Origin of the sequence: Streptomyces sp. NPDC001292 (assembly GCF_042896465.1) — a bacterium.
GTDB lineage: Bacteria > Actinomycetota > Actinomycetes > Streptomycetales > Streptomycetaceae > Streptomyces.
Genome location: NZ_JBIAXG010000008.1, coordinates 136511 through 154103 on the forward strand (window position 1 = coordinate 136511; position 17593 = coordinate 154103).

Consider the following 17593-nt stretch of genomic DNA (forward strand, 5'->3'; position numbering starts at 1 on the left):
GGAAAGGTGGATTTGGGCGCTGTCCTCGATGAGCTGTACGGCCTGCCGCCGGGCGAGTTCACCGCCGCCCGCCACGAGCGTGCCAAGGCCGCCCGCGCGGCGGGTGATCGCGAGCTGGCCGCACGGATCCGCCGTCTGCGCCGCCCCACCCTGGCCGCGTGGGTCGGCAATCTGCTGGTGCGTGAGCAGCCGGACGAGGTCGAGCGGCTGCTGGAGCTCGGTGCGGCGCTGCGGCAGGCCCACCAGGATCTGGACGGCGGGCAACTCCGGGAGCTCTCTGCCCAGCAGCACCGGCTCACCTTCGCCTTGGCTCGGCAGGCCGGCCGACTGGCGGCCAAGGCCGGGCAGCGCATCGGCGACGACACCCGGCAGGAGGTCCAGGACACCCTGCACGCGGTACTGGCCGACCCCGAGGCGGCCGAGCAGTGGGCGGAAGGGAGCCTGACGAAGCCGCTGAGCGCCCCGGTCGGCTTCCCCGCCTCCCTCCGAGAGCCCGAGACGGCCCCGGCCACCCGCCGCACCAAGCCCGCCGGCGAGGTGGCCGACCTGGATGCCGCCCGCGTCCGGCGCCGCGAGCAGCAGGAGCGCCTCGATCGGGCGCGGCAGCAGGCGGCGGACGCCGAGCGGGAACTCCACGACCGTGAAGGCGAGCTGGCCGCCGCCAAGGAGGAGCAGAGCCGGGCGGAGGAGGCGCAGCAGCGGGCCGAGCGACGCGTCGCCGAGCTGTCCCGGCAACTCGAGGACGCCGAACGTGAGCAGCGGGCAGCCGGGGAGGTCGCACACAAGGCCCGCGACCACACACGGGACGTGGACCGGACCGTGCGTGAAGCCCGGCGCCGGGCCGGGGACGCCGCGGCCCACGCCCGGAAACTCGCCGAACGGACACAGCGCAAGGCGCGCGAGAAAGATCAAGGATGAGCGATGGCGCGAGCAATCTGGAGCGGGGTGCTGACGTTCGGGCTGGTCACGGTGCCCGTCAAACTGTTCGCCGCGACCGAGGACCACACCGTCCACTTCCACCAGCTCCAGCGCGGCACGTCCGACCGGATCCGCAACCGCCGGGTGAACGAACGCACCGGTGACGAGGTCGACACCGGCGACATCGTCAAGGGCTACGAGATCGACGAGGGCGAGTACGTCGTGGTCGAGCCCGACGAACTGGACGAGATCGCCCCAGGCCGCTCCCGGACGATCGACATCGGCGACTTCGTGGACCTGGACGACATCGAGCCGGTGTACTTCGACCGCACCTACTACGTCGCCCCGGGCGGCAAGGAGTACACCAAGGTGTACGAGCTGCTGCGCGTGGCGCTGGCGGAGGCGAACAAGGCGGGCATCGCCACCTTCGTCATGCGCAACAGGCAGTACCTGACCGCGCTGCGCGCGGAGGACGAGGTGCTGGTGCTGCAGACCCTGCACTGGCCGGACGAGGTCCGCGACCCACGCGAGGAGCTGCCCGAGCTGCCCTCGGGCCGGGCGGGGCGCGGCAAGCAACTGGACATGGCGTTGCAGCTGGTCGCCGCCCTCGGCGCCGACTGGGAACCGGCCCGCTACCACGACACGTACCAGGAGAAGGTGCGCGAGCTGGTCAAGGCCAAGGCCGAGGGCCGGGAGATCGCCACGGCCCAGGGGCCGCCGGAGGCGACCGAGGTCGTCGACCTGATGAAGGTCCTCGAGGGCAGTCTTCAGGCCGCCCGCTCCGGCCGCGCCGAGGCGCCGGCGCGGAAGGCTCCGCCGAAGAAGGCCGGGGCGGCCTCGGCGCGGGCCCGAGGCCGCGGCAGCGGCGGCAAGAGTGAGTTGCGGAAGCTGAGCAAGGCAGAGCTGTACCGGCGGGCGACCGAACAGGACGTTCCCGGCCGGTCGAAGATGAGCCGCGAACAACTCGTCGACGCCCTCGCCGGCAGCGCCCGCCGCCGTAAGGAGACCGCGGCCTGACCGCCGCGGCGAACGGCCACGATCGGGCCTGCGGGAGGTCCGGGCGCTCGTATCCGTTGTCTGGGCTCGATGCCCGCTCGGCCGTGAGCCGACACGAACGGGATCGTGTCGCCATGGGTGATCACCTGGCGAGATCCCGGGCCGGCGCGCGGGACCTGAGGGCGCACGGCGCACCGTGCCGTGCGGCCCGTGGCCCTTGGGTCCAAGCTGGAGGGAGATCTGCGAGGGAGTGACCATGCGGGTGGGAGTGCTGACCGGAGGCGGCGACTGCCCCGGTCTGAATGCGGTGATCCGCAGTGTCGTACGCAAGGGCGTGCAGGAGTACGCCTGGGAGTTCGTCGGGATCGCGGACGGATGGGGCGGCGCCGTCAAGGACGTCACCCGTCCCCTGGACGTGGCGGCCGTGCGCGGGATCCTGCCGCTCGGCGGCACGATCCTCGGCTCCTCCCGCACCAACCCGCTCCGGATCGACAACGGCATCGACCGCATCCGCGGGACTCTCCGCGCGCACGGGATCGACGCCCTCGTCGTCATCGGCGGCGAGGACACGCTCAGCGTCGCGAGCGCGCTGTCCGACGCAGGGGTCGACCTGGTCGGCGTGCCCAAGACCATCGACAACGACGTGGGCGGTACCGACTACACCTTCGGCTTCGACACCGCGGTCGGCATCGCGACCGAGGCCATCGACCGCCTGCACACCACCGCCGAGTCGCACAAGCGCACGCTGGTCGTCGAGGTGATGGGACGCCACTCCGGATGGATCGCCCTGCACGCGGGCGTCGCGGGCGGCGCGAACGCCATCCTCATCCCGGAAGTGGAGTTCGATGTCGACCGGGTGTGCGCCTGGGTGGAGAGCCGTTTCGAGATCAACTACGCGCCGATCGTCGTCGTGGCGGAGGGGGCGGTCCCGCGGGCCGGGCAGATGGTGGTCAAGGACGAGTCGCGCGACGAGTTCGGGCACGTGCGCCTGTCGGGCATCGGCGACTGGCTGGCCCGGGAGCTGGAGAGCCGTACCGAGAAGGAGGCGCGTACGACGGTGCTCGGCCACGTCCAGCGGGGCGGCACGCCGTCCGCCTACGACCGGTGGCTCGCCACCCGCTTCGGTCTGCACGCCGTGGACGCCATCAGGGACGGCGCCTTCGGCACGATGGTGGCGTTGCGCGGCACTGACGTCGTACGCGTCCCGCTCGCGGACGTGACGGGCACGAACAAGCTGGTCCCCAACAAGCTGTACGAGGAGTTCGACGTGTTCTTCGGTACCTGACGCGCGTCAGCCGTGGGGCACGACGACCACCGGGCAGTGGGAGTGGTGCAGGACGGCGTGGGCCACGGGACCCAGCCGCTGCTCGGCCGCCCGCGGGCCGGCACGCCGGCCGACGACGAGGAGGCCGGCCCGCTGTGAGGCGTGCACCAGCGCGTACGCCGGGTGGAGCAGGACGGCGTCCGGCAGCACGGAGACGTCCGGATACCTCTTCCGCGGCTCCCGGAGCACGTCGGACAGCCGCTGGACCTCCTCGTCCTCCCACGCCGCCCGATCCTCCTCGGGCACCGCGAGGGCCGTCCACGGCGGGGCGCCGGCGAGGGCCCACGCGTGCACGGCACGCAACCGCGCCTGACGGACGCGGGCGGCGCCGAAGGCGAAGTCCACGGGGGGCTCGGCCGCCTTGCGGGCGTCGACGCCCACGGCCACCTCCGCCTCGTGCCGTGCGGCGGCGGGGGGCCGGGGCACGACCGCCACGGGGCAGGGCGCACAGCTCGCCACCACCAGCGCCGTCGAGCCCACCACGAGGCCGTCGAATCCGCCGTCCCCCCGAGCCCCGACGACGAGGAGCTCGGCCGCTCGGGCGGTGGAGAGCAGGGCGGCCGGGGTGGAGCCGGTCACCTGCACGCGGCTCATCGCCACACCGGGACGCCCCGCGGCGAGACCGGCCTCGGCGCGCCCCAGCACCTCCTCGCCGGACCGCTGCCAGGAGAGGGCGATCGGCGGTTCGGCGATGCCGTCGGCGGGGGACGGCGCGACGAAGACCAGACGCAGCTCCAGACCGCGGCGGTCCGCCTCCTCGGCCGCCCACTCGCCTGCGACGAGGCTCTCCCGGGACGCGTCGATCCCGGCCACGAGGAAACGGGTCATCCGGTCCTTCCCTGCGGGACAGAGGACCATTGTGGACGGGCCGCCACGGCGCCACCAGTCGAACCGGCCGGGCTCCCGGTGCCCTCCCCCGCCCGGGCCGTTAATGTGGCTGGCAGGTCGGTGAGACCGCTTTCGGTGGTGCGCGGGGGTTTGGAGGGTCGCCGGTGGGTGGTTCCGGGGAGTCAGGGGAGGCCCGCGTGCGGCTGCCGCAGTTGCGGTTGGACGAGTTGCTGGGGGAGTTGCAGGCGCGTCTGGACGCGGCGCGGGGCACCCGGGACCGGGTGCACAGTCTGCTGGAGGCGGTGCTCGCGGTCGGCCGGGAGCTGGACCTGGAGCAGGTGCTGTACAGCATCGTGGACGCCGCGGCGACGCTGGTGGACGCCGAGTACGCGGCGCTGGGCGTGATCGGTCCGGACGGCAGGCGGTTGTCGGCGTTCCACACGGTCGGGGTGGGCGAGGAGCAGATCGCGCGGATCGGCGCGTTCCCCGAAGGGCACGGGATCCTGGGGGAGCTGATCCGGCATCCGGAACCGCTGCGGCTGACGAAGCTGTCGGAGCATCCGGCGTCGTACGGCTTCCCGGAGCACCATCCGCCGATGAACACGTTCCTGGGCGTTCCGATCCGGGTACGGGACCAGGTCTTCGGCAATCTGTACCTGACCGAGAAGCGCGGCGGGCTGGAGTTCGACGAGGACGACGAGTCGGTGCTGGCCACGCTGGCGGTGGCGGCGGGCGTGGCGATCGACAACGCCCGGCTGTACGAGGAGTCGCGGCTGCGGGAGCGCTGGCTGCGGGCGATGGCGGAGATCACGCAGAGCCTGATGTCGGGTGCCGACCAGGCGGAGGTCCTGGGGCTGATCGCCGAGCGTGCGCGGGAGATCACGGGGGCGGCGCTGGCGGCGATGTCGACGCCGGTGAAGGGGACCGGCACGCTGAGTGTGGAGCTGGCGATCGGCCGCGAGTCGGAGGCGCACCGGGGGCTGGTGCTGCCGGTGGAGGGCACGCTGACCGGGGAGGCGTTCGTCGGCGGAGTACCGGTGAGCAGCCCGGACATCACGCGTGACCCGCGAGTGACGGCGGGTCCGCCGCGGTTCGCGGGCCTGGGTCCCGCGGTGGCGGTGCCGGTCGGGGACCCGGGCGATCATGTGCGCGGGGTGGTGCTGCTCGTGCGGGAGGCCGGCGGGACCGACTTCTCCGGCAAGGAGCTGGAGCTGCTGAAGGGGTTCGCGGCGCAGGCCGCCGTGGCGATGGAGCTCGCGGGGCGGCGGCGCGACGCGGAGCAGATCGCGTTGCTGGAGGACCGTGACCGGATCGCCAGGGACCTGCACGACCTGGCGATCCAGCGGTTGTTCGCGACGGGCATGACGTTGCAGAGCGCGGGCCGGTTCATCGACCATCCGGGGGCCAAGGAGCGGGTGCTGCGGGCGGTGGACGACCTGGACGAGACCATCAAGATCATCAGGTCGACGATCTTCGGTCTGCGGGCGCACGACGAGGAGGGTGGCGCCGGACTGCGGACGCGGGCGGTGCAGGTGGTCGGGGAGGCCGCGCCGGTGCTGGGGTTCGCGCCCGGTGTGCGGATGGAGGGGCTGCTGGACACCCATGTGCCCCGGGAGACCGCGGACGAGGTGGTGGCGGTCCTGTCGGAGGCGCTGACGAACGTGGCCCGGCACGCGCACGCCGACCGTGCGGAGGTGGCGCTGGAGACCGACGGCCGGAGCGTGCGGCTGACGGTCGCCGACAACGGCGTGGGGATTCCCGCCGACGGGCGCCGCAGCGGGCTGGCCAACATGGCCGAGCGGGCCCGCAGGCTGGGCGGCGGCCTGGAGTGGACCACACCCGAGGGCGGCGGCACCAGACTGGTCTGGCACGCGCCGGTGGGCACCACGGAGGCCCATCGGCCCGCACCGGGGGACTGACCGGTCCTGCACCGGGGGAGCGACCGGGGAGTGACCGGGGCGGGGCGCGCGGGACGGATCAGCGGTGCCGGTCGTGCTCCTGTCGCACCACGACCACCGGGCAGGCCGCGTGCTGGGCGCAGCGCTGGCTGACCGAGCCCAGCATGGCGCGGGCGAAGCCGCCGCGGCCCCGGCTGCCCACGACGAGGACGTCCGCCCCTTCCGAGGCACGGATCAGCACCTCCGACGGATCGCCCTCGACCAGGTACTCCACCAGGTGCTCCGGGCGGTCGTCCGCGAAGACGCTGCGCAGTTCCGACACGAAGCGCTCCCTGGCCTGCTCCAGGTCGAACTCGGGATCGATCGCGGGGCCGGTCCAGCCGACGGCCGACGGCGTGTCCCAGGCGTGGATCGCCTCCACAACACCGCCGACTAGCTGGGCGTATCCCGCCGCCCAGCGCAGCGCCGCGTACGAGGACGGCGAACCGTCCACGCCCACGACCACCCGGCGTCGCGGTTCAGAGGGTTGCATGGCCACCTCACTGAGCAGTCGTTGTCCCTATGTCCACGCTGCCCGGCCCGACGCGACCGTGCCAGCCAGGGACCGTCCCGGTCAGGGGCCGGTCGGCCCTGACGCGGGACCAGCGGCCCATGGCCGCCATGCCGGGTGACAGGGATTCTCGAAAGCGGATCACCGGATCACAGATCACCGGATCGCCCGTCGCAGGAGGTGGGAGACCATGTCCCGCACCGTCACCGTCGGTCTCGACGGCTCACCCGAGAGCCGGGCCGCCGCCGAATGGGCGGCGCGGGAGGCCAAGCTGCTCGGGCTGCCGGTGCGGCTCGTCCACGTGTGGGAGCCGGTGCCCGGGCCCCTGGCGCAGGCACCGCTGCTCGCTGCGGAGACTTCGGCGAACCCCTGGTCATCGAGGAGCGCCCGGACCCCGAGTCCGGACCCGGCCAGGTCCGCGTCCGCGTCGAGGCCTGCGGGCCGTGCCACACCGACGAGGTGCTGCGCGGTCAGGTCAAGGCGCGCATCGTGTGCGACCTCGGAGAGGGAGGATGAGAACCATGGATCTGCCACTGGTCGTCGGAGTCGACGGTTCCGAATCCAGTCTGCGGGCCGCCGACTGGGCCGCTGACGAGGCCGCCCTGCGCGCAGTGCCGCTGCGGGTGGTGTACGCCTCGCTCTGGGAGCGCTACGAGGGCGCCGCACTCGCGCGGGAGCTCGGCAAGCCGGACGACCAGGTGCGGGCCGAGGAGGTCGTCGCGGCCGCCGCCCGGCGCGCCCGCGCCCGCCACCCCGACCTGCCGATCAGCAGGGCCGCGCTGCCCGAGGAGCCCGAGTACGCGCTGGTGCGGGAGGGCAAGAACGCCTCCGCCCTGGTCGTGGGCGCCCGCGGCCGCAGCGCGGTCGTCGACCTGCTGCTCGGTTCGGTCAGCCTGTTCGTGGCCGCGCACGCCGACTGCCCCGTGATCGTGATCCGCGGCAGCCACGACAACCAGGCCCAAACTCCGGTGCACGGCCGCATCGTCGTCGGCGTCGGGGACCGGTCAGCGGCGGCGGTGCGCTTCGCCGTCGAGGAGGCCCTGCGTCGCGGGGCCGAACTGGAGGCCGTACGGGCCTGGCGGTGCCCCGCGCACGAGGCCCTCGACCATCCGCTGATCGGCGGGGAGCCCGAGCGGGTGTACGAGGAGCGGGCCGCCGACGCCCTGGAGGCGGCGCTGCGGGACGTACCGCCGGAGGTGAAGGTGCGCCGGCGCACCGCAGAGGGACCGGCCCCCCGTGTGCTGCTGGCCGCCGCGCCGAGCGCCGATCTGCTCGTGGTCGGGGTCCGGCGCCGGGCGGGACGGTTCGGGCTCCAGCTCGGCCGGGTCGCGCACACCGCACTGCACCACTCGGCCTGCCCGGTGGCCGTGGTGCCCGAACGGACGTGAGGTCACAGGTCCGCCGTGTGATCGGGGACGTAGGTCTGCAGATCGCGCGGCGGCCGCCGGTATCCGGTCGCCGCCGGCCGCTCGGGCAACCGCAGCACCGTCGGTGAGACATCGTGGTACGGCACGGTGCCGAGCAGATGGGCGATCATGTTCAGCCGGGCGCGGCGCTTGTCGTCGCTCTCCACGACGTACCACGGCGCTTCGGAGATGTCCGTGTGCACCATCATCTCGTCCTTGGCCCGCGAGTACGCCTCCCAGTGGGTGATGGACTCCAGGTCCATCGGCGACAGCTTCCAGCGTCGCAGCGGGTCCTGCAGGCGGCGCCGGAAGCGCTCCTGCTGCACGGCGTCGCTCACCGAGAACCAGTACTTGCGCAGCAGGACCCCGTCCTCCACCAGCATTCGTTCGAAGATCGGGCACTGGCGCAGGAACCGCTGGTGCTCCTCCTTGGTGCAGAAGCCCATCACGTGCTCGACTCCGGCCCGGTTGTACCAGGACCGGTCGAACAGCACGATCTCACCGGCGGCCGGCAGTTGCTCGACGTAGCGCTGGAAGTACCACTGGGTGCGCTGGCGCTCGGTCGGCGCGGGCAGCGCCACGATCCGGGCGATGCGCGGGTTGAGGTGCTCGGTCACCCGCTTGATGGTGCCGCCCTTGCCGGCCGCGTCCCGCCCCTCGAACACCACGACGAGCCGGGCCCCGGTGACCCGCACCCACTCCTGGAGCTTCACCAACTCCGTCTGAAGGCGCAGCAGTTCGCTCTCGTAGGTCTTGCGCGGCAGCGCCGCCCTGTTGTCGGCCGTCACAGCAGGACACCGTACTTTCCGACGGGCGCGAACGCACCCGGGCGGACGCGAGGGCGACGACGAACTCCGCTCACGCCGATGTCAGCGGCCTCCGCGCCCCCTCCGGCCGGGCGTGATGGGTGGTGAACCAGTCCCGGGCCAGGTCCGCCACCGTCTCCACCGTGCCCCGCTCGGTGAACAGGTCGGTGGCGCCGGGGACGGGGACGACACGGTGGTCGCAGCGCATCCAGTCCGCCGCGAGCCGGTTGAGGCCCAGCAGCCGTGTGTCCAGGGCACCGACGACGAACAGGCAGGGGGCGCGCACGCGGGCCAGCGCCGCCGGCGCGGCCAGGTCGGGGCGGCCGCCGAGACAGACCGCGGCGCAGATGTCGTCGTCCGCCGCGGCCTCCAGCGCGGCGGCGGCGCCCGTACCCGCCCCGCAGTGGCTCACGGGCAGGCCGGTCTCCCGGCGCAGCCAGTCGGTGGCGGCCCGCAGGCGCCGGGCCAGCAGCACGATGTCGAAGGCGTTGTGCGGGGTGCGCTCCTCGTCCTCGGTGAGCAGGTCGATCAGCAGCGTGCCCAGGCCCGCCCGGCGCAGGACGGCGGCGACGCGCCGGTGGGGCGGGTGGTGCCGGCCGCTGCCGCCGCCGAGGGCGTAGGCCACCGCCACCGGGGGCGTCGGGGGCAGGGCGAGTCGCGCGGCCAGGTGCACCGGACCGGCCGGCACCTCCACCTCCCGGTCCGGCGAGGGGGATGCCGAGGCGGATTCGGGGAGCGGTCCGGTGGCGGTCGTGGTGGCCGGCTGGGCCTCGGCCAGCAGGGCGGCGACCTCCGCGTCGGTGACCTGCCCGAAGTCCTCGTACCAGGCCCCGACCGAACCGAGGTGGCGCAGTGGCTGGAGGCAGACGACCCCGTCGGCCACCGTGCGCAGGTGCGGCAGCGCGGCCTCCGGCCCGACCGGGACGGCGAGGACCACACGCTCGGCGCCGCGGGTCCGCGCCACCCGGCAGGCGGCCTCGGCGGCCGCGCCGGTCGACAGCGAGTCGGCCACGACGAGCGCGGTCCGCCCGGCCACGGGCAGCGGGGGGCGGCTGCCGCGCAAGTGCCGCAGCCGCCGCTCCAGTTCGGCCTGCTCGGCGTGTTCGACGGTCTCCTGCTCGGCGGGATCCAGACCGCTCTCGCTCAGGACGGCCCGGTCGATGACGCGTACCCCGTGCTCACCGAGGGCGCCGAAACCGAGTTCCGGCTGCCAGGGCACGCGCAGCTTGCGCACCACGGCCAGGTCGAGCGGAGCGTCCAGGCGCCGGGCCACCTCGAAGGCCACCGGGACGCCGCCCCGGGGCACTCCGAGCACCACCACGTCCTCGTGGCGCAGGAACTCCAGGCACCGGGCCAGGCGCCGCCCGGCGTCCGCGCGGTTCTCGTAGCGCATGCGCCGCCACCTCCTCGTGCGTGGTTCCGGCGGCGCGGCGGCAGACCGCCTCGACTCCATTCGAACGCTTCCGGGGTTCGAGCGCCTCCGGGCCCGCGAGGCGGGTCAGCTCGTCTTCTGGTCCCAGCGCGGGCCGACGAGATCCCACTCCGCGCCCCACAGGTCGTAGCGGCGCCGGTCCAGCCGCCGGCGGACCAGGGCCGTCGTTCCGTAGACCAGGCCGCCGAAGGCGAGCGCCGCCGAGGTGCCGAACAGGGCGGCCTGGGCGGTCGCCTCCGCCGGGCCGGGCGGCTCGGTGGTCAGAAAGCCCCGGCCGTCCTGCCAGACGGTGACCGTCGCCCCGGCCGGCAGGTCCGTGCTCACCAGGGTCTGCCCGGTACGGGTGGTGCCGTCGGGGCCGGTCCAGCGCACCTTCGCCGGTGCCTGGTGGCGCGCGTTCTCCGTCGACGTGGTCGCCGGGGCGGCCGTGAGCAGCACGGCCCGGACGGGCTGCCGGTCGGCGCGCTGCCAGGCGAACTCCTGGCCCGCGGCGCGCGCCGCCACCGTCCCGGCGACCGCGCCGCCGACCACGATCACCACCCACGTCACCAGGACCGCCCACGCCTCGACGATGTCCTCGTGGCGGCGCAGCGGATTGCGACGCCACCGCCACAGACCCCGCCGCGTGTGCCCGTGGCCCGTCCTGCCGCTCACCGGTCGCCGCCTCCCTCTCTCACGTTCACCAGCCCCGTGCACCGAACGTCCTCCCATGCGCCGGCCCCGCCTTCCGCCCCACCGTGGTGGCCGCTCATCCGCCCTTCATCCCTGTTTTGCGGCGACGACCCCCTGCTGGGCGGCCGACCCGGCGGCCGGGGCCTCCTCGAACTCCGGCAGTACCTGGAAGACGCCGGTCAGGCCGGTGTGGCGCAGGATCCGCCGGAAGGACGAACTGCCGCTGACCAGCCGCAGCCGGCCGCCGCGGGCCGCGACCCGGTTGCGGACCCGGCACAGCAGACCCAGCCCGGCGCAGTCGATGAAGGGCACCGGCCGCAGGTCGAGCACCAGGTCCGGCCGGGGCCCGTCGGTCAGTGTGTCGAGGCGCGCGACGAGGGACAGCCTCGTGACGAGGTCGACGTCGCCGCTCAGTGTCACGACTGTCGTGGTGCCGACCCTGCGTTCCGCATGGCTCACGGCGGGCCCGGTGGGACGTTCGGACATGACGTCAGCCAAGCCGGTCCCGCGCGGTGCGGGGAAGGGCCGTTCGGTCCCCTCCGCGGTGGCCGAAGAGCCCGCGGACGGACTACCCCGCGGGCACCCGTCCCCGCGGGTGGCCGATGGGGCCGACCGGCCCATGCGGAATCCCGGACCGTCGGAGAAGCTGAAGGCGTGGGCGGTCCCGGTGTCCCGCCGGAGCGCGGGCCGCGCCCGCCGGCCGAGGACCACGAGGTCGCGGCCGTCCGACCGGGAAGGCCATGTGTCCGCGAAGGCCGTCCGTCCGCGAAGGCCATGTGTCCGCGAAGGCCATGTGCCCGCGAAGTCCGTCCGTCCCGGAACGAAGAGGGTGAGGTTCGGCATGAAAGGCTACGTCTTCCACGGCCCCGGGCAGTCCGCCTGGGAGGAGGTTCCCGACCCGGACCTCGAGGAGGCCACCGACGCCGTCGTGCGCGTCGACGCCGTGACCATCTGCGGAACCGACCTGCACATCCTCAAGGGCGACGTGCCCGAGGTCCGCCCCGGCACGGTGCTCGGGCACGAGGCCGTCGGCGAGATAGTCGAGGTCGGCGCCGAGGTACGTACCGTACAGCCCGGCGACCGGGTCCTCGTCTCCTGCATCACCGCCTGCGGCCGGTGCCGCTTCTGCCGCGAGGCCATGTACGGCCAGTGCCGCGGCGGCGGGGGCTGGATCCTCGGCCACCTGATCGACGGCACCCAGGCCGAGTTCGTCCGGGTGCCCTTCGCCGACCTCTCCGTGCATCCGCTGCCCGCCGCGGTGACCGACGCTGACGCCGTGCTGCTGGCCGACATCTTCCCGACCGCCTACGAGGTCGGCGTGCTCAACGGGCGGGTACGGCCCGGGGACACCGTCGTCGTGGTCGGCGCCGGGCCCATCGGACTCGCGGCGATCGCCACCGCCCGGCTGTTCGCGCCCGAGCGCGTCATCGTCGTGGACCTGGCCGCCGCCCGCCTGGAGGCCGCCCGCAAGCTCGGCGCCGAGGCCGTGGCCGACGCGCGCGAGGCCCCCGAGCAGTTGGTCGAGGACCTCACCGGAGGGCTCGGCGCGGACGTGGTCGTCGAGGCGGTGGGCGTACCGGAGACCTTCGAGCTGTGCACGCGCATGGTGCGGCCCGGAGGCCACCTAGCCAATGTCGGAGTGCACGGCAAACCCGCCACCCTGCACCTGGAAGACCTGTGGATCAAGAACGTGACCATCACCACGGGACTGGTCGACACCCACTCCACGCCGACACTGCTGCGGATGGCGGCGGCCGGCCGGCTGCCCACCTCCCAGCTGGTCACCCACACGTTCCCGCTGGACCGCATGGAAGAGGCCTACGACGTCTTCGCCCACGCCCCCGAGACAGGGGCGCTGAAGGTCGTGCTCGGTGGTCCACGGCGCGAGGTCGTCCCGGTGCCCGCGGCCTGACGGGCCCGACGACGGGCGCGACCCTCGTGCCCGGCCCCGGAGCCGCCCCGGGGCCGCCCCAGGGCCGCCCGGCCCCTGGGCCCAGGACGGGGGACACGCGAGAGGTGCAGCAGACACGCAGGAGACGTGGCGCGGAACGGCCGCACGCGCTCCGCCAGGTGGAAAGACGGATGACTGATGTATCGCAACGACGGGTTCCGCGAGCTCGGGCGGCAGGAGTGCCTGCGGCTGCTGGCCAAGGCGCCGGTGGGCCGTATCGTCCATACGCGGCACGCCCTGCCCGCGGTGCTCCCGGTCAACTTCGCCCTGGACGGCGACGGCGCGGTGCTGCTGTGCACCTCGGCCACCTCCGAGCTGGTCCGCGCGATCGACGGCGCGGTGGTCGCCTTCGAGGCCGACGAGGTGGACACGGTCGCGCACTCCGGCTGGAGCGTCGTGGTCACCGGCCCCGCCTCGGTGGTGACCGACCCCGCCGAGCACCGGCGCCTGGTCCACGGCGGCCCGCGTTCCTGGGTGCCCTCGCCGCAGGTGGTCTTCGTCCGCATCGAACCGGAACTGGTCACGGGCCGGGAACTCGTCGGCGGACTCAGCGTGTACGGCCTCGACCCCTTCGTCTGATCTTCGAGCCCGCCCCTCTTCTTCGAGCCCGCCGGAGGACGCCATGCAGGGTTCCCAGTACACCGTCGGCGACGTGATGACCACGACCGTCGTCGCCCTGGCCGGTGGAGCGATGTTCAAGGAGATCGTGCGGACCATGGAGCAATGGGGCGTCAGCGCGATGCCCGTGCTGGACGGCCGGGGCCGGGTGCTCGGCGTCGTCTCCGAGGCCGACCTGCTGCGCAAGGAGGAGCTGCGCGACAACGAACCGGAGCTGCCGCGCGGGCCGCGGCCCGCGGCCGGCTCGCGCTCGGCCAAGGCCCGGGCGGTGACCGCCGAGGAGCTGATGAATACCCCGGCCGTCACCGTCCAGCCCGCCGCCACCCTGGGCCGGGCCGCCCGCATCATGGCCCGGCACGGCGTCAAGCGCCTGCCCGTCGTCGGCGACGACGGTGTGCTCATCGGCATCGTCAGCCGTTCCGACCTGCTCAAGGTGTTCCTCCGTGGCGACGAGGACATCGCCGGGGAGGTCCGCCGTCTGGTCGTCGCAGCCGGGTTCCTGACGGACTCGGTGGGCGTGGCGGTGCGCGAGGGAGTGGTCACCCTCACCGGCCGGGTCCCGGACGCCTCCCTGATACCGCTCGTCATCCGCCTGGCGCGCACCGTCGAGGGCGTGGTGGACGTGCGGTGCGACCTCACGGGACCACGCCGCCGCCCCCTCCTGGAACCCGATCTGGCCGAGGAACAGCCGTCGTCGCGGGCCACGGGGTCCGGACCCGAGACCTGACGGCGCGTGCACCGGGCGCGCTGAGCCGGGGAGAACCGGGAGACGGTGCGGTGGGACGGGCCGAACGGTCCCCCGAACGGCCCCCGGAAGGACCGAAGCGCTCTCGCGCCGTGCCGTGCCTGATGCGACGGTGAAGGTGGGATGCGCTGCCGCAGGAGGCGGCAGCCCCGGCGGAAGGCGGTGGGGTCGATGGAACTGCCCGTGGTGGTGGGTGTCGACGGGTCGGACCCGAGCCTGACGGCGGTGGACTGGGCGGTGGGTGAGGCCGTCCGGTTCGGTCTGCCGCTGCGACTGGTGTACGCGTCCTTGTGGGAGCGCTACGAGGGCGCGGTGCCGTCCGGGACTGTGGGGCGCCCCACGGAGCAGGTGATGGCGGAGCACATCGTCGCCTCCGCCGCGGAGCGGGCCCAGCGGCGCGACCCGGAGGTGAAGGTGTCCACCGACGTCCTTCCACAGGACGCGGTCTCGGCCCTGCTGGGCGAAGGCGCCAATGCCCACCTGCTGGTCACCGGCTCTCGCGGCCGGGGTCAGCTGAAGGGGCTGCTGCTGGGTTCGGTCGGTCTTGCCGTGGCGGCCCGGGCGCACTGCCCGGTGGTCGTGGTCCGCGGCGACCGGGCGGGCCTGGCCGGCACCCACGAGCGGATCCTGCTCGCCGCCGGTGACTCCGACACCGGTCACGAGGCTGTGCGGTTCGCGTTCCGGGAGGCCGAGGCGCGCGGCTGCGTCCTCGACGTCGTACGCACCTGGCGGCGCCCCGTGCACGAGAGCGCCGGCATCCCGGAGCTCGCCGACGAGCCGGCCCGGCGGCACGAGGAGCGGGCCGCCGCCGTGCTGGAGGAGCTGCTGAGCGAACCCGCGGCCGAGCACCCGGCGGTGCGGGTGCGCCCCGCGACGGTCGAGGGTCCGGCGCACCGGGTGCTCGTGGACCGCTCGGCCGCCGCCGACCTGGTGATCGTCGGGGTACGGCGCAGGGAGGGCCACTTCGGTCTCCAGCTGGGCCGGACGGCCCACACCCTCCTGCACCACGCGCACTGCCCAGTGGCCGTCGTACCGCAGCGGGTGTGATCCGGCGGTGCCGGCGACGATGGCGCGGACCTGGGCGTACGACGGCTACGACCCCGCTCAGGAGCGGCTGAGGGAGGCCCTGTGCACCCTGGGCAACGGTCGCTTCGCCACGCGCGGAGCCCTGCCGGAGTGCGCCGCGGACGAGGTGCACTACCCGGGCACCTACCTGGCCGGCTGCTACAACCGGCTCGTCTCCCACGTGGCCGGCCGCCAGGTCGAGAACGAGGACCTGGTCAACCTACCCAACTGGCTGCCGCTGCGCTTCCGCCTCGCGGGCGGAGCCTGGCTCACCCCGGACACGGCGCCGGTCCTCGAGCACCACCAGGTCCTGCACCTGGACCCGGGCGTGCTGGAGCGCCGCACCCGGTACGGGCTCGGCGACGGGCGGACGCTGACCGTGCGCCAGCAGCGGATCGTGCACATGGCCGACCCGCATCTGGCAGCCCTGCGCACCGAGTTCACCGCCGAGGGCGGCCCGGCGGACCTGGAGGTCGAGGCGGCGATCGACGGCGGCGTGACGAACGCCGGAGTACGCCGCTACCAGGACCTGGACGGCCGCCACCTCACGCAGGTGCACACCGGCAGCGCGGCCCCGGACACGGTGTGGCTGCGCTGCCGGACCCGGACGTCCGACGTCCGGATCGGCCTGGCCGTCCGCCTGACCGGCGACCAGGCGGCCGGACCGGTCGGCACCCGGCACGAGCACCCGCGCGCGATCCAGCGGGTGCGCCTGGGACTGACGCCCGGCCGTACCGCCACCCTGGACAAGACCGCCGCCCTGCACACGTCCCGCGACCTGGCGATCAGCGACCCGCTGGACGCGGCGATCGACCGGGTGGGCACGGCGCCCGGCTTCGCCGAGCTGCTGGAGAGCCATCGGACGGCCTGGGGGCGGCTGTGGCGCCGGGCCGCCATCGACGTCCCCGGGGAGCCGGGACGCATCCTGCGCCTGCACCTCTTCCATGTGCTCCAGGCCCTCTCCCCGCACACCGCCGACCTGGACGTCGGCGTACCGGCCCGCGGCCTGCACGGCGAGGCCTACCGCGGCCACGTCTTCTGGGACGAGTTGTTCGTCCTGCCGTATCTGAACCTGCACTTCCCCGAGGTCTCCCGTGCCCTGCTGCACTACCGGCACCGGCGCCTGGAGCGGGCCTGCTCGGCGGCGCGCGCGATCGGCCTGCGCGGCGCGATGTTCCCGTGGCAGAGCGGCAGCGACGGCCGGGAGGAGAGCCAGTGGCTGCACCTGAACCCCCGTTCGGGCCGCTGGCTGCCGGACCACTCGCACCTCCAGCGCCATGTCGGCTCGGCGGTCGCCTACAACGTGTGGCGGTACTGCGAGGCGAGCGGCGACGCGGAGTTCCTGCACACCAAGGGCGCCGAGACGCTGCTCCAGATCGCCCGTTTCTGGGCAGACTCGGCCACCTGGGACGAACAGCTGGGACGCCACCGCATCCTCGGCGTGATGGGCCCCGACGAGTACCACGACGCCTACCCGGACGCCGAGCGGCCCGGTCTCGACGACAACGCCTACACCAACGTCACGGCCGCCTGGGTGCTCGACCGCGCGCTCATGGCGCTGCGCCTCCTGCCCGAGCCGCGCCGCCGTGAACTCGTCGAGCGCACCGGCGTGGACCGCGCCGAGCTCGACCGGTGGGAGCACGTCTCCCGCACGCTGCACGTGCCCTTCCACGACGAAGTCGTCAGCCAGTTCGAGGGGTACGGCGGCCTGGCCGAGTTCGACTGGGCCGGATACCGCGAACGCTACGGCGACATCCGCCGCCTGGACCGGATCCTGGAGGCCGAGGGCGACAGCGTCAACCGCTACAAGGCGTCCAAGCAGGCCGACGTGCTCATGCTCGGCTACCTCTTCTCCCCGGCCGAGCTGTGCGCGCTCCTCGGCCGCCTGGGCCACCGTTTCGACGAGGACCGGTGGCGGCGCACCGTCGACTACTACCTGGACCGCACCTGCCACGGCTCCACCCTCAGCGGTCTGGTGCACGGCTGGGTCCTGGCCCGCGCCCGCCGTGCCGAGGCGTGGGCCTTCGTCCAGGAGGCGCTGCGCAGCGACATCGCCGACGTTCAGGGCGGCACCACCGGAGAGGGCGTCCACCTCGGCGCCATGGGCGGCACCCTCGACCTCGTGCAGCGCGGACTGACCGGTCTGGAGACCCGTGAGGGCGCGCTGTGGCTCGACCCCGCCCCGCTGCCGGAGCTGTCCTCCTACGGCGTCTCGATCCGCTACCGGGGGCACTGGGGCGTAGGGCTGCGGCTGGAGCACGGCCGGATCCGGATCGCCGTGCCCGAGTCCGACGGCCCGCCGATCGACGTGCGCCTGGCCGACCGCGCCGTCAGCGTCCAGCCGGGCGAGACGTGCACCCTGCTGCTGCCCGACTGAGCCACGT

General features: G+C 73.9%; 17 protein-coding genes and 1 pseudogene. 12 read left to right on the top strand and 6 right to left on the bottom strand.

Annotated elements, in window-relative coordinates:
* Nucleotides 1-6: 6 nt before the first annotated feature.
* The 3 genes from ACFY4A_RS12095 (at nucleotide 7) to ACFY4A_RS12105 (ending at nucleotide 3199) form a co-directional block, all read left to right on the top strand.
* Complete coding sequence (locus tag ACFY4A_RS12095; RefSeq protein ID WP_390829310.1) at nucleotides 7-918, top strand: hypothetical protein; 912 nt, start codon at nucleotides 7-9, stop codon at nucleotides 916-918.
* A 3-nt stretch (nucleotides 919-921) separates the two neighbouring features.
* Nucleotides 922-1935, top strand: a complete 1014-nt coding sequence (locus ACFY4A_RS12100; protein ID WP_390829311.1) for a Ku protein — start codon at nucleotides 922-924, stop codon at nucleotides 1933-1935.
* A 235-nt stretch (nucleotides 1936-2170) separates the two neighbouring features.
* Nucleotides 2171-3199, top strand: coding sequence for a 6-phosphofructokinase (locus tag ACFY4A_RS12105; RefSeq protein WP_390829312.1), 1029 nt, complete (start codon nucleotides 2171-2173; stop codon nucleotides 3197-3199).
* 6 nt (nucleotides 3200-3205) lie between these two features.
* Here ACFY4A_RS12105 and ACFY4A_RS12110 read toward each other — a convergent pair whose 3' ends face one another.
* On the bottom strand, nucleotides 3206-4066 hold the full coding sequence (locus tag ACFY4A_RS12110) for a universal stress protein (protein ID WP_390829313.1): 861 nt from the start codon (nucleotides 4064-4066) through the stop codon (nucleotides 3206-3208).
* Between the two features lie 197 nt (nucleotides 4067-4263).
* Here ACFY4A_RS12110 and ACFY4A_RS12115 point away from each other — a divergent pair, with 197 nt between their 5' ends.
* A complete protein-coding gene (locus ACFY4A_RS12115; protein WP_390829314.1) occupies nucleotides 4264-5985 on the top strand; it encodes a GAF domain-containing protein in 1722 nt (573 codons plus the stop codon).
* Nucleotides 5986-6043: 58 nt separating this feature from the next.
* On the opposite strand, the gene ACFY4A_RS12120 is transcribed toward ACFY4A_RS12115, so the two are convergent.
* Nucleotides 6044-6496, bottom strand: a complete 453-nt coding sequence (locus ACFY4A_RS12120; protein WP_390829315.1) for a universal stress protein — start codon at nucleotides 6494-6496, stop codon at nucleotides 6044-6046.
* Between the two features lie 208 nt (nucleotides 6497-6704).
* Between ACFY4A_RS12120 and ACFY4A_RS12125 the strand changes: the two are divergent.
* The 3 genes and pseudogenes from ACFY4A_RS12125 to ACFY4A_RS12135 form a co-directional block, all read left to right on the top strand.
* A pseudogene (locus ACFY4A_RS12125) lies at nucleotides 6705-6842 on the top strand (universal stress protein); the annotation flags it as partial.
* The gene (locus ACFY4A_RS12130; protein WP_390829403.1) at nucleotides 6818-7030 is read left to right on the top strand and encodes a hypothetical protein; all 213 of its coding nucleotides are present in this window, start codon (nucleotides 6818-6820) and stop codon (nucleotides 7028-7030) included. The pseudogene ACFY4A_RS12125 and the gene ACFY4A_RS12130, both read left to right, overlap by 25 nt.
* 5 nt (nucleotides 7031-7035) lie before the next feature.
* Entirely contained in the window at nucleotides 7036-7902 is an 867-nt protein-coding gene (locus ACFY4A_RS12135) for a universal stress protein (RefSeq protein WP_390829316.1), read from the top strand.
* 2 nt (nucleotides 7903-7904) lie between these two features.
* Here the strand turns inward: ACFY4A_RS12135 and ppk2 are convergent, their stop codons facing one another.
* From ppk2 to ACFY4A_RS12155, 4 genes are all read right to left on the bottom strand, one after another.
* Nucleotides 7905-8708, bottom strand: a complete 804-nt coding sequence (ppk2, locus tag ACFY4A_RS12140; RefSeq protein ID WP_390829317.1) for a polyphosphate kinase 2 — start codon at nucleotides 8706-8708, stop codon at nucleotides 7905-7907.
* Nucleotides 8709-8778: 70 nt separating this feature from the next.
* Nucleotides 8779-10119, bottom strand: a complete 1341-nt coding sequence (locus ACFY4A_RS12145; RefSeq protein ID WP_390829318.1) for a phosphoribosyltransferase family protein — start codon at nucleotides 10117-10119, stop codon at nucleotides 8779-8781.
* Between the two features lie 105 nt (nucleotides 10120-10224).
* Complete coding sequence (locus ACFY4A_RS12150; RefSeq protein WP_390829319.1) at nucleotides 10225-10812, bottom strand: hypothetical protein; 588 nt, start codon at nucleotides 10810-10812, stop codon at nucleotides 10225-10227.
* A 105-nt stretch (nucleotides 10813-10917) separates the two neighbouring features.
* A complete protein-coding gene (locus tag ACFY4A_RS12155) occupies nucleotides 10918-11316 on the bottom strand; it encodes an STAS domain-containing protein (protein ID WP_390829320.1) in 399 nt (132 codons plus the stop codon).
* A gap of 355 nt (nucleotides 11317-11671) precedes the next feature.
* Here ACFY4A_RS12155 and ACFY4A_RS12160 point away from each other — a divergent pair, with 355 nt between their 5' ends.
* The 5 genes from ACFY4A_RS12160 (at nucleotide 11672) to ACFY4A_RS12180 (ending at nucleotide 17586) form a co-directional block, all read left to right on the top strand.
* Nucleotides 11672-12742 (top strand): zinc-dependent alcohol dehydrogenase family protein, encoded by a 1071-nt coding sequence (locus ACFY4A_RS12160; RefSeq protein WP_390829321.1) that lies wholly within the window; start codon nucleotides 11672-11674, stop codon nucleotides 12740-12742.
* Between the two features lie 177 nt (nucleotides 12743-12919).
* Nucleotides 12920-13360, top strand: a complete 441-nt coding sequence (locus tag ACFY4A_RS12165) for a pyridoxamine 5'-phosphate oxidase family protein (protein ID WP_390829322.1) — start codon at nucleotides 12920-12922, stop codon at nucleotides 13358-13360.
* A 43-nt stretch (nucleotides 13361-13403) separates the two neighbouring features.
* The gene (locus tag ACFY4A_RS12170) at nucleotides 13404-14126 is read left to right on the top strand and encodes a CBS domain-containing protein (RefSeq protein WP_390829323.1); all 723 of its coding nucleotides are present in this window, start codon (nucleotides 13404-13406) and stop codon (nucleotides 14124-14126) included.
* A gap of 189 nt (nucleotides 14127-14315) precedes the next feature.
* The gene (locus ACFY4A_RS12175; protein WP_390829324.1) at nucleotides 14316-15191 is read left to right on the top strand and encodes a universal stress protein; all 876 of its coding nucleotides are present in this window, start codon (nucleotides 14316-14318) and stop codon (nucleotides 15189-15191) included.
* A gap of 19 nt (nucleotides 15192-15210) precedes the next feature.
* Nucleotides 15211-17586 (top strand): glycoside hydrolase family 65 protein, encoded by a 2376-nt coding sequence (locus tag ACFY4A_RS12180; protein ID WP_390829397.1) that lies wholly within the window; start codon nucleotides 15211-15213, stop codon nucleotides 17584-17586.
* Nucleotides 17587-17593 lie beyond the last annotated feature (7 nt).

What these genes read in the sequence shown, in the direction of transcription:
- ACFY4A_RS12105 (WP_390829312.1), top strand. Translation starts at nt 2,171, where the DNA reads ATGCGGGTGGGAGTGCTGACCGGAGGCGGCGACTGCCCCGGTCTGAAT.
- ACFY4A_RS12175 (WP_390829324.1), top strand. Translation starts at nt 14,316, where the DNA reads ATGGAACTGCCCGTGGTGGTGGGTGTCGACGGGTCGGACCCGAGCCTG.
- ACFY4A_RS12170 (WP_390829323.1), top strand. Translation starts at nt 13,404, where the DNA reads ATGCAGGGTTCCCAGTACACCGTCGGCGACGTGATGACCACGACCGTC.
- ACFY4A_RS12100 (WP_390829311.1), top strand. Translation starts at nt 922, where the DNA reads ATGGCGCGAGCAATCTGGAGCGGGGTGCTGACGTTCGGGCTGGTCACG.
- ACFY4A_RS12160 (WP_390829321.1), top strand. Translation starts at nt 11,672, where the DNA reads ATGAAAGGCTACGTCTTCCACGGCCCCGGGCAGTCCGCCTGGGAGGAG.
- ACFY4A_RS12135 (WP_390829316.1), top strand. Translation starts at nt 7,036, where the DNA reads ATGGATCTGCCACTGGTCGTCGGAGTCGACGGTTCCGAATCCAGTCTG.
- ACFY4A_RS12120 (WP_390829315.1), bottom strand. Translation starts at nt 6,496, where the DNA reads ATGCAACCCTCTGAACCGCGACGCCGGGTGGTCGTGGGCGTGGACGGT.
- ACFY4A_RS12155 (WP_390829320.1), bottom strand. Translation starts at nt 11,316, where the DNA reads ATGTCCGAACGTCCCACCGGGCCCGCCGTGAGCCATGCGGAACGCAGG.
- ACFY4A_RS12180 (WP_390829397.1), top strand. Translation starts at nt 15,211, where the DNA reads ATGGCGCGGACCTGGGCGTACGACGGCTACGACCCCGCTCAGGAGCGG.
- ACFY4A_RS12110 (WP_390829313.1), bottom strand. Translation starts at nt 4,066, where the DNA reads ATGACCCGTTTCCTCGTGGCCGGGATCGACGCGTCCCGGGAGAGCCTC.
- ACFY4A_RS12165 (WP_390829322.1), top strand. Translation starts at nt 12,920, where the DNA reads ATGTATCGCAACGACGGGTTCCGCGAGCTCGGGCGGCAGGAGTGCCTG.
- ACFY4A_RS12145 (WP_390829318.1), bottom strand. Translation starts at nt 10,119, where the DNA reads ATGCGCTACGAGAACCGCGCGGACGCCGGGCGGCGCCTGGCCCGGTGC.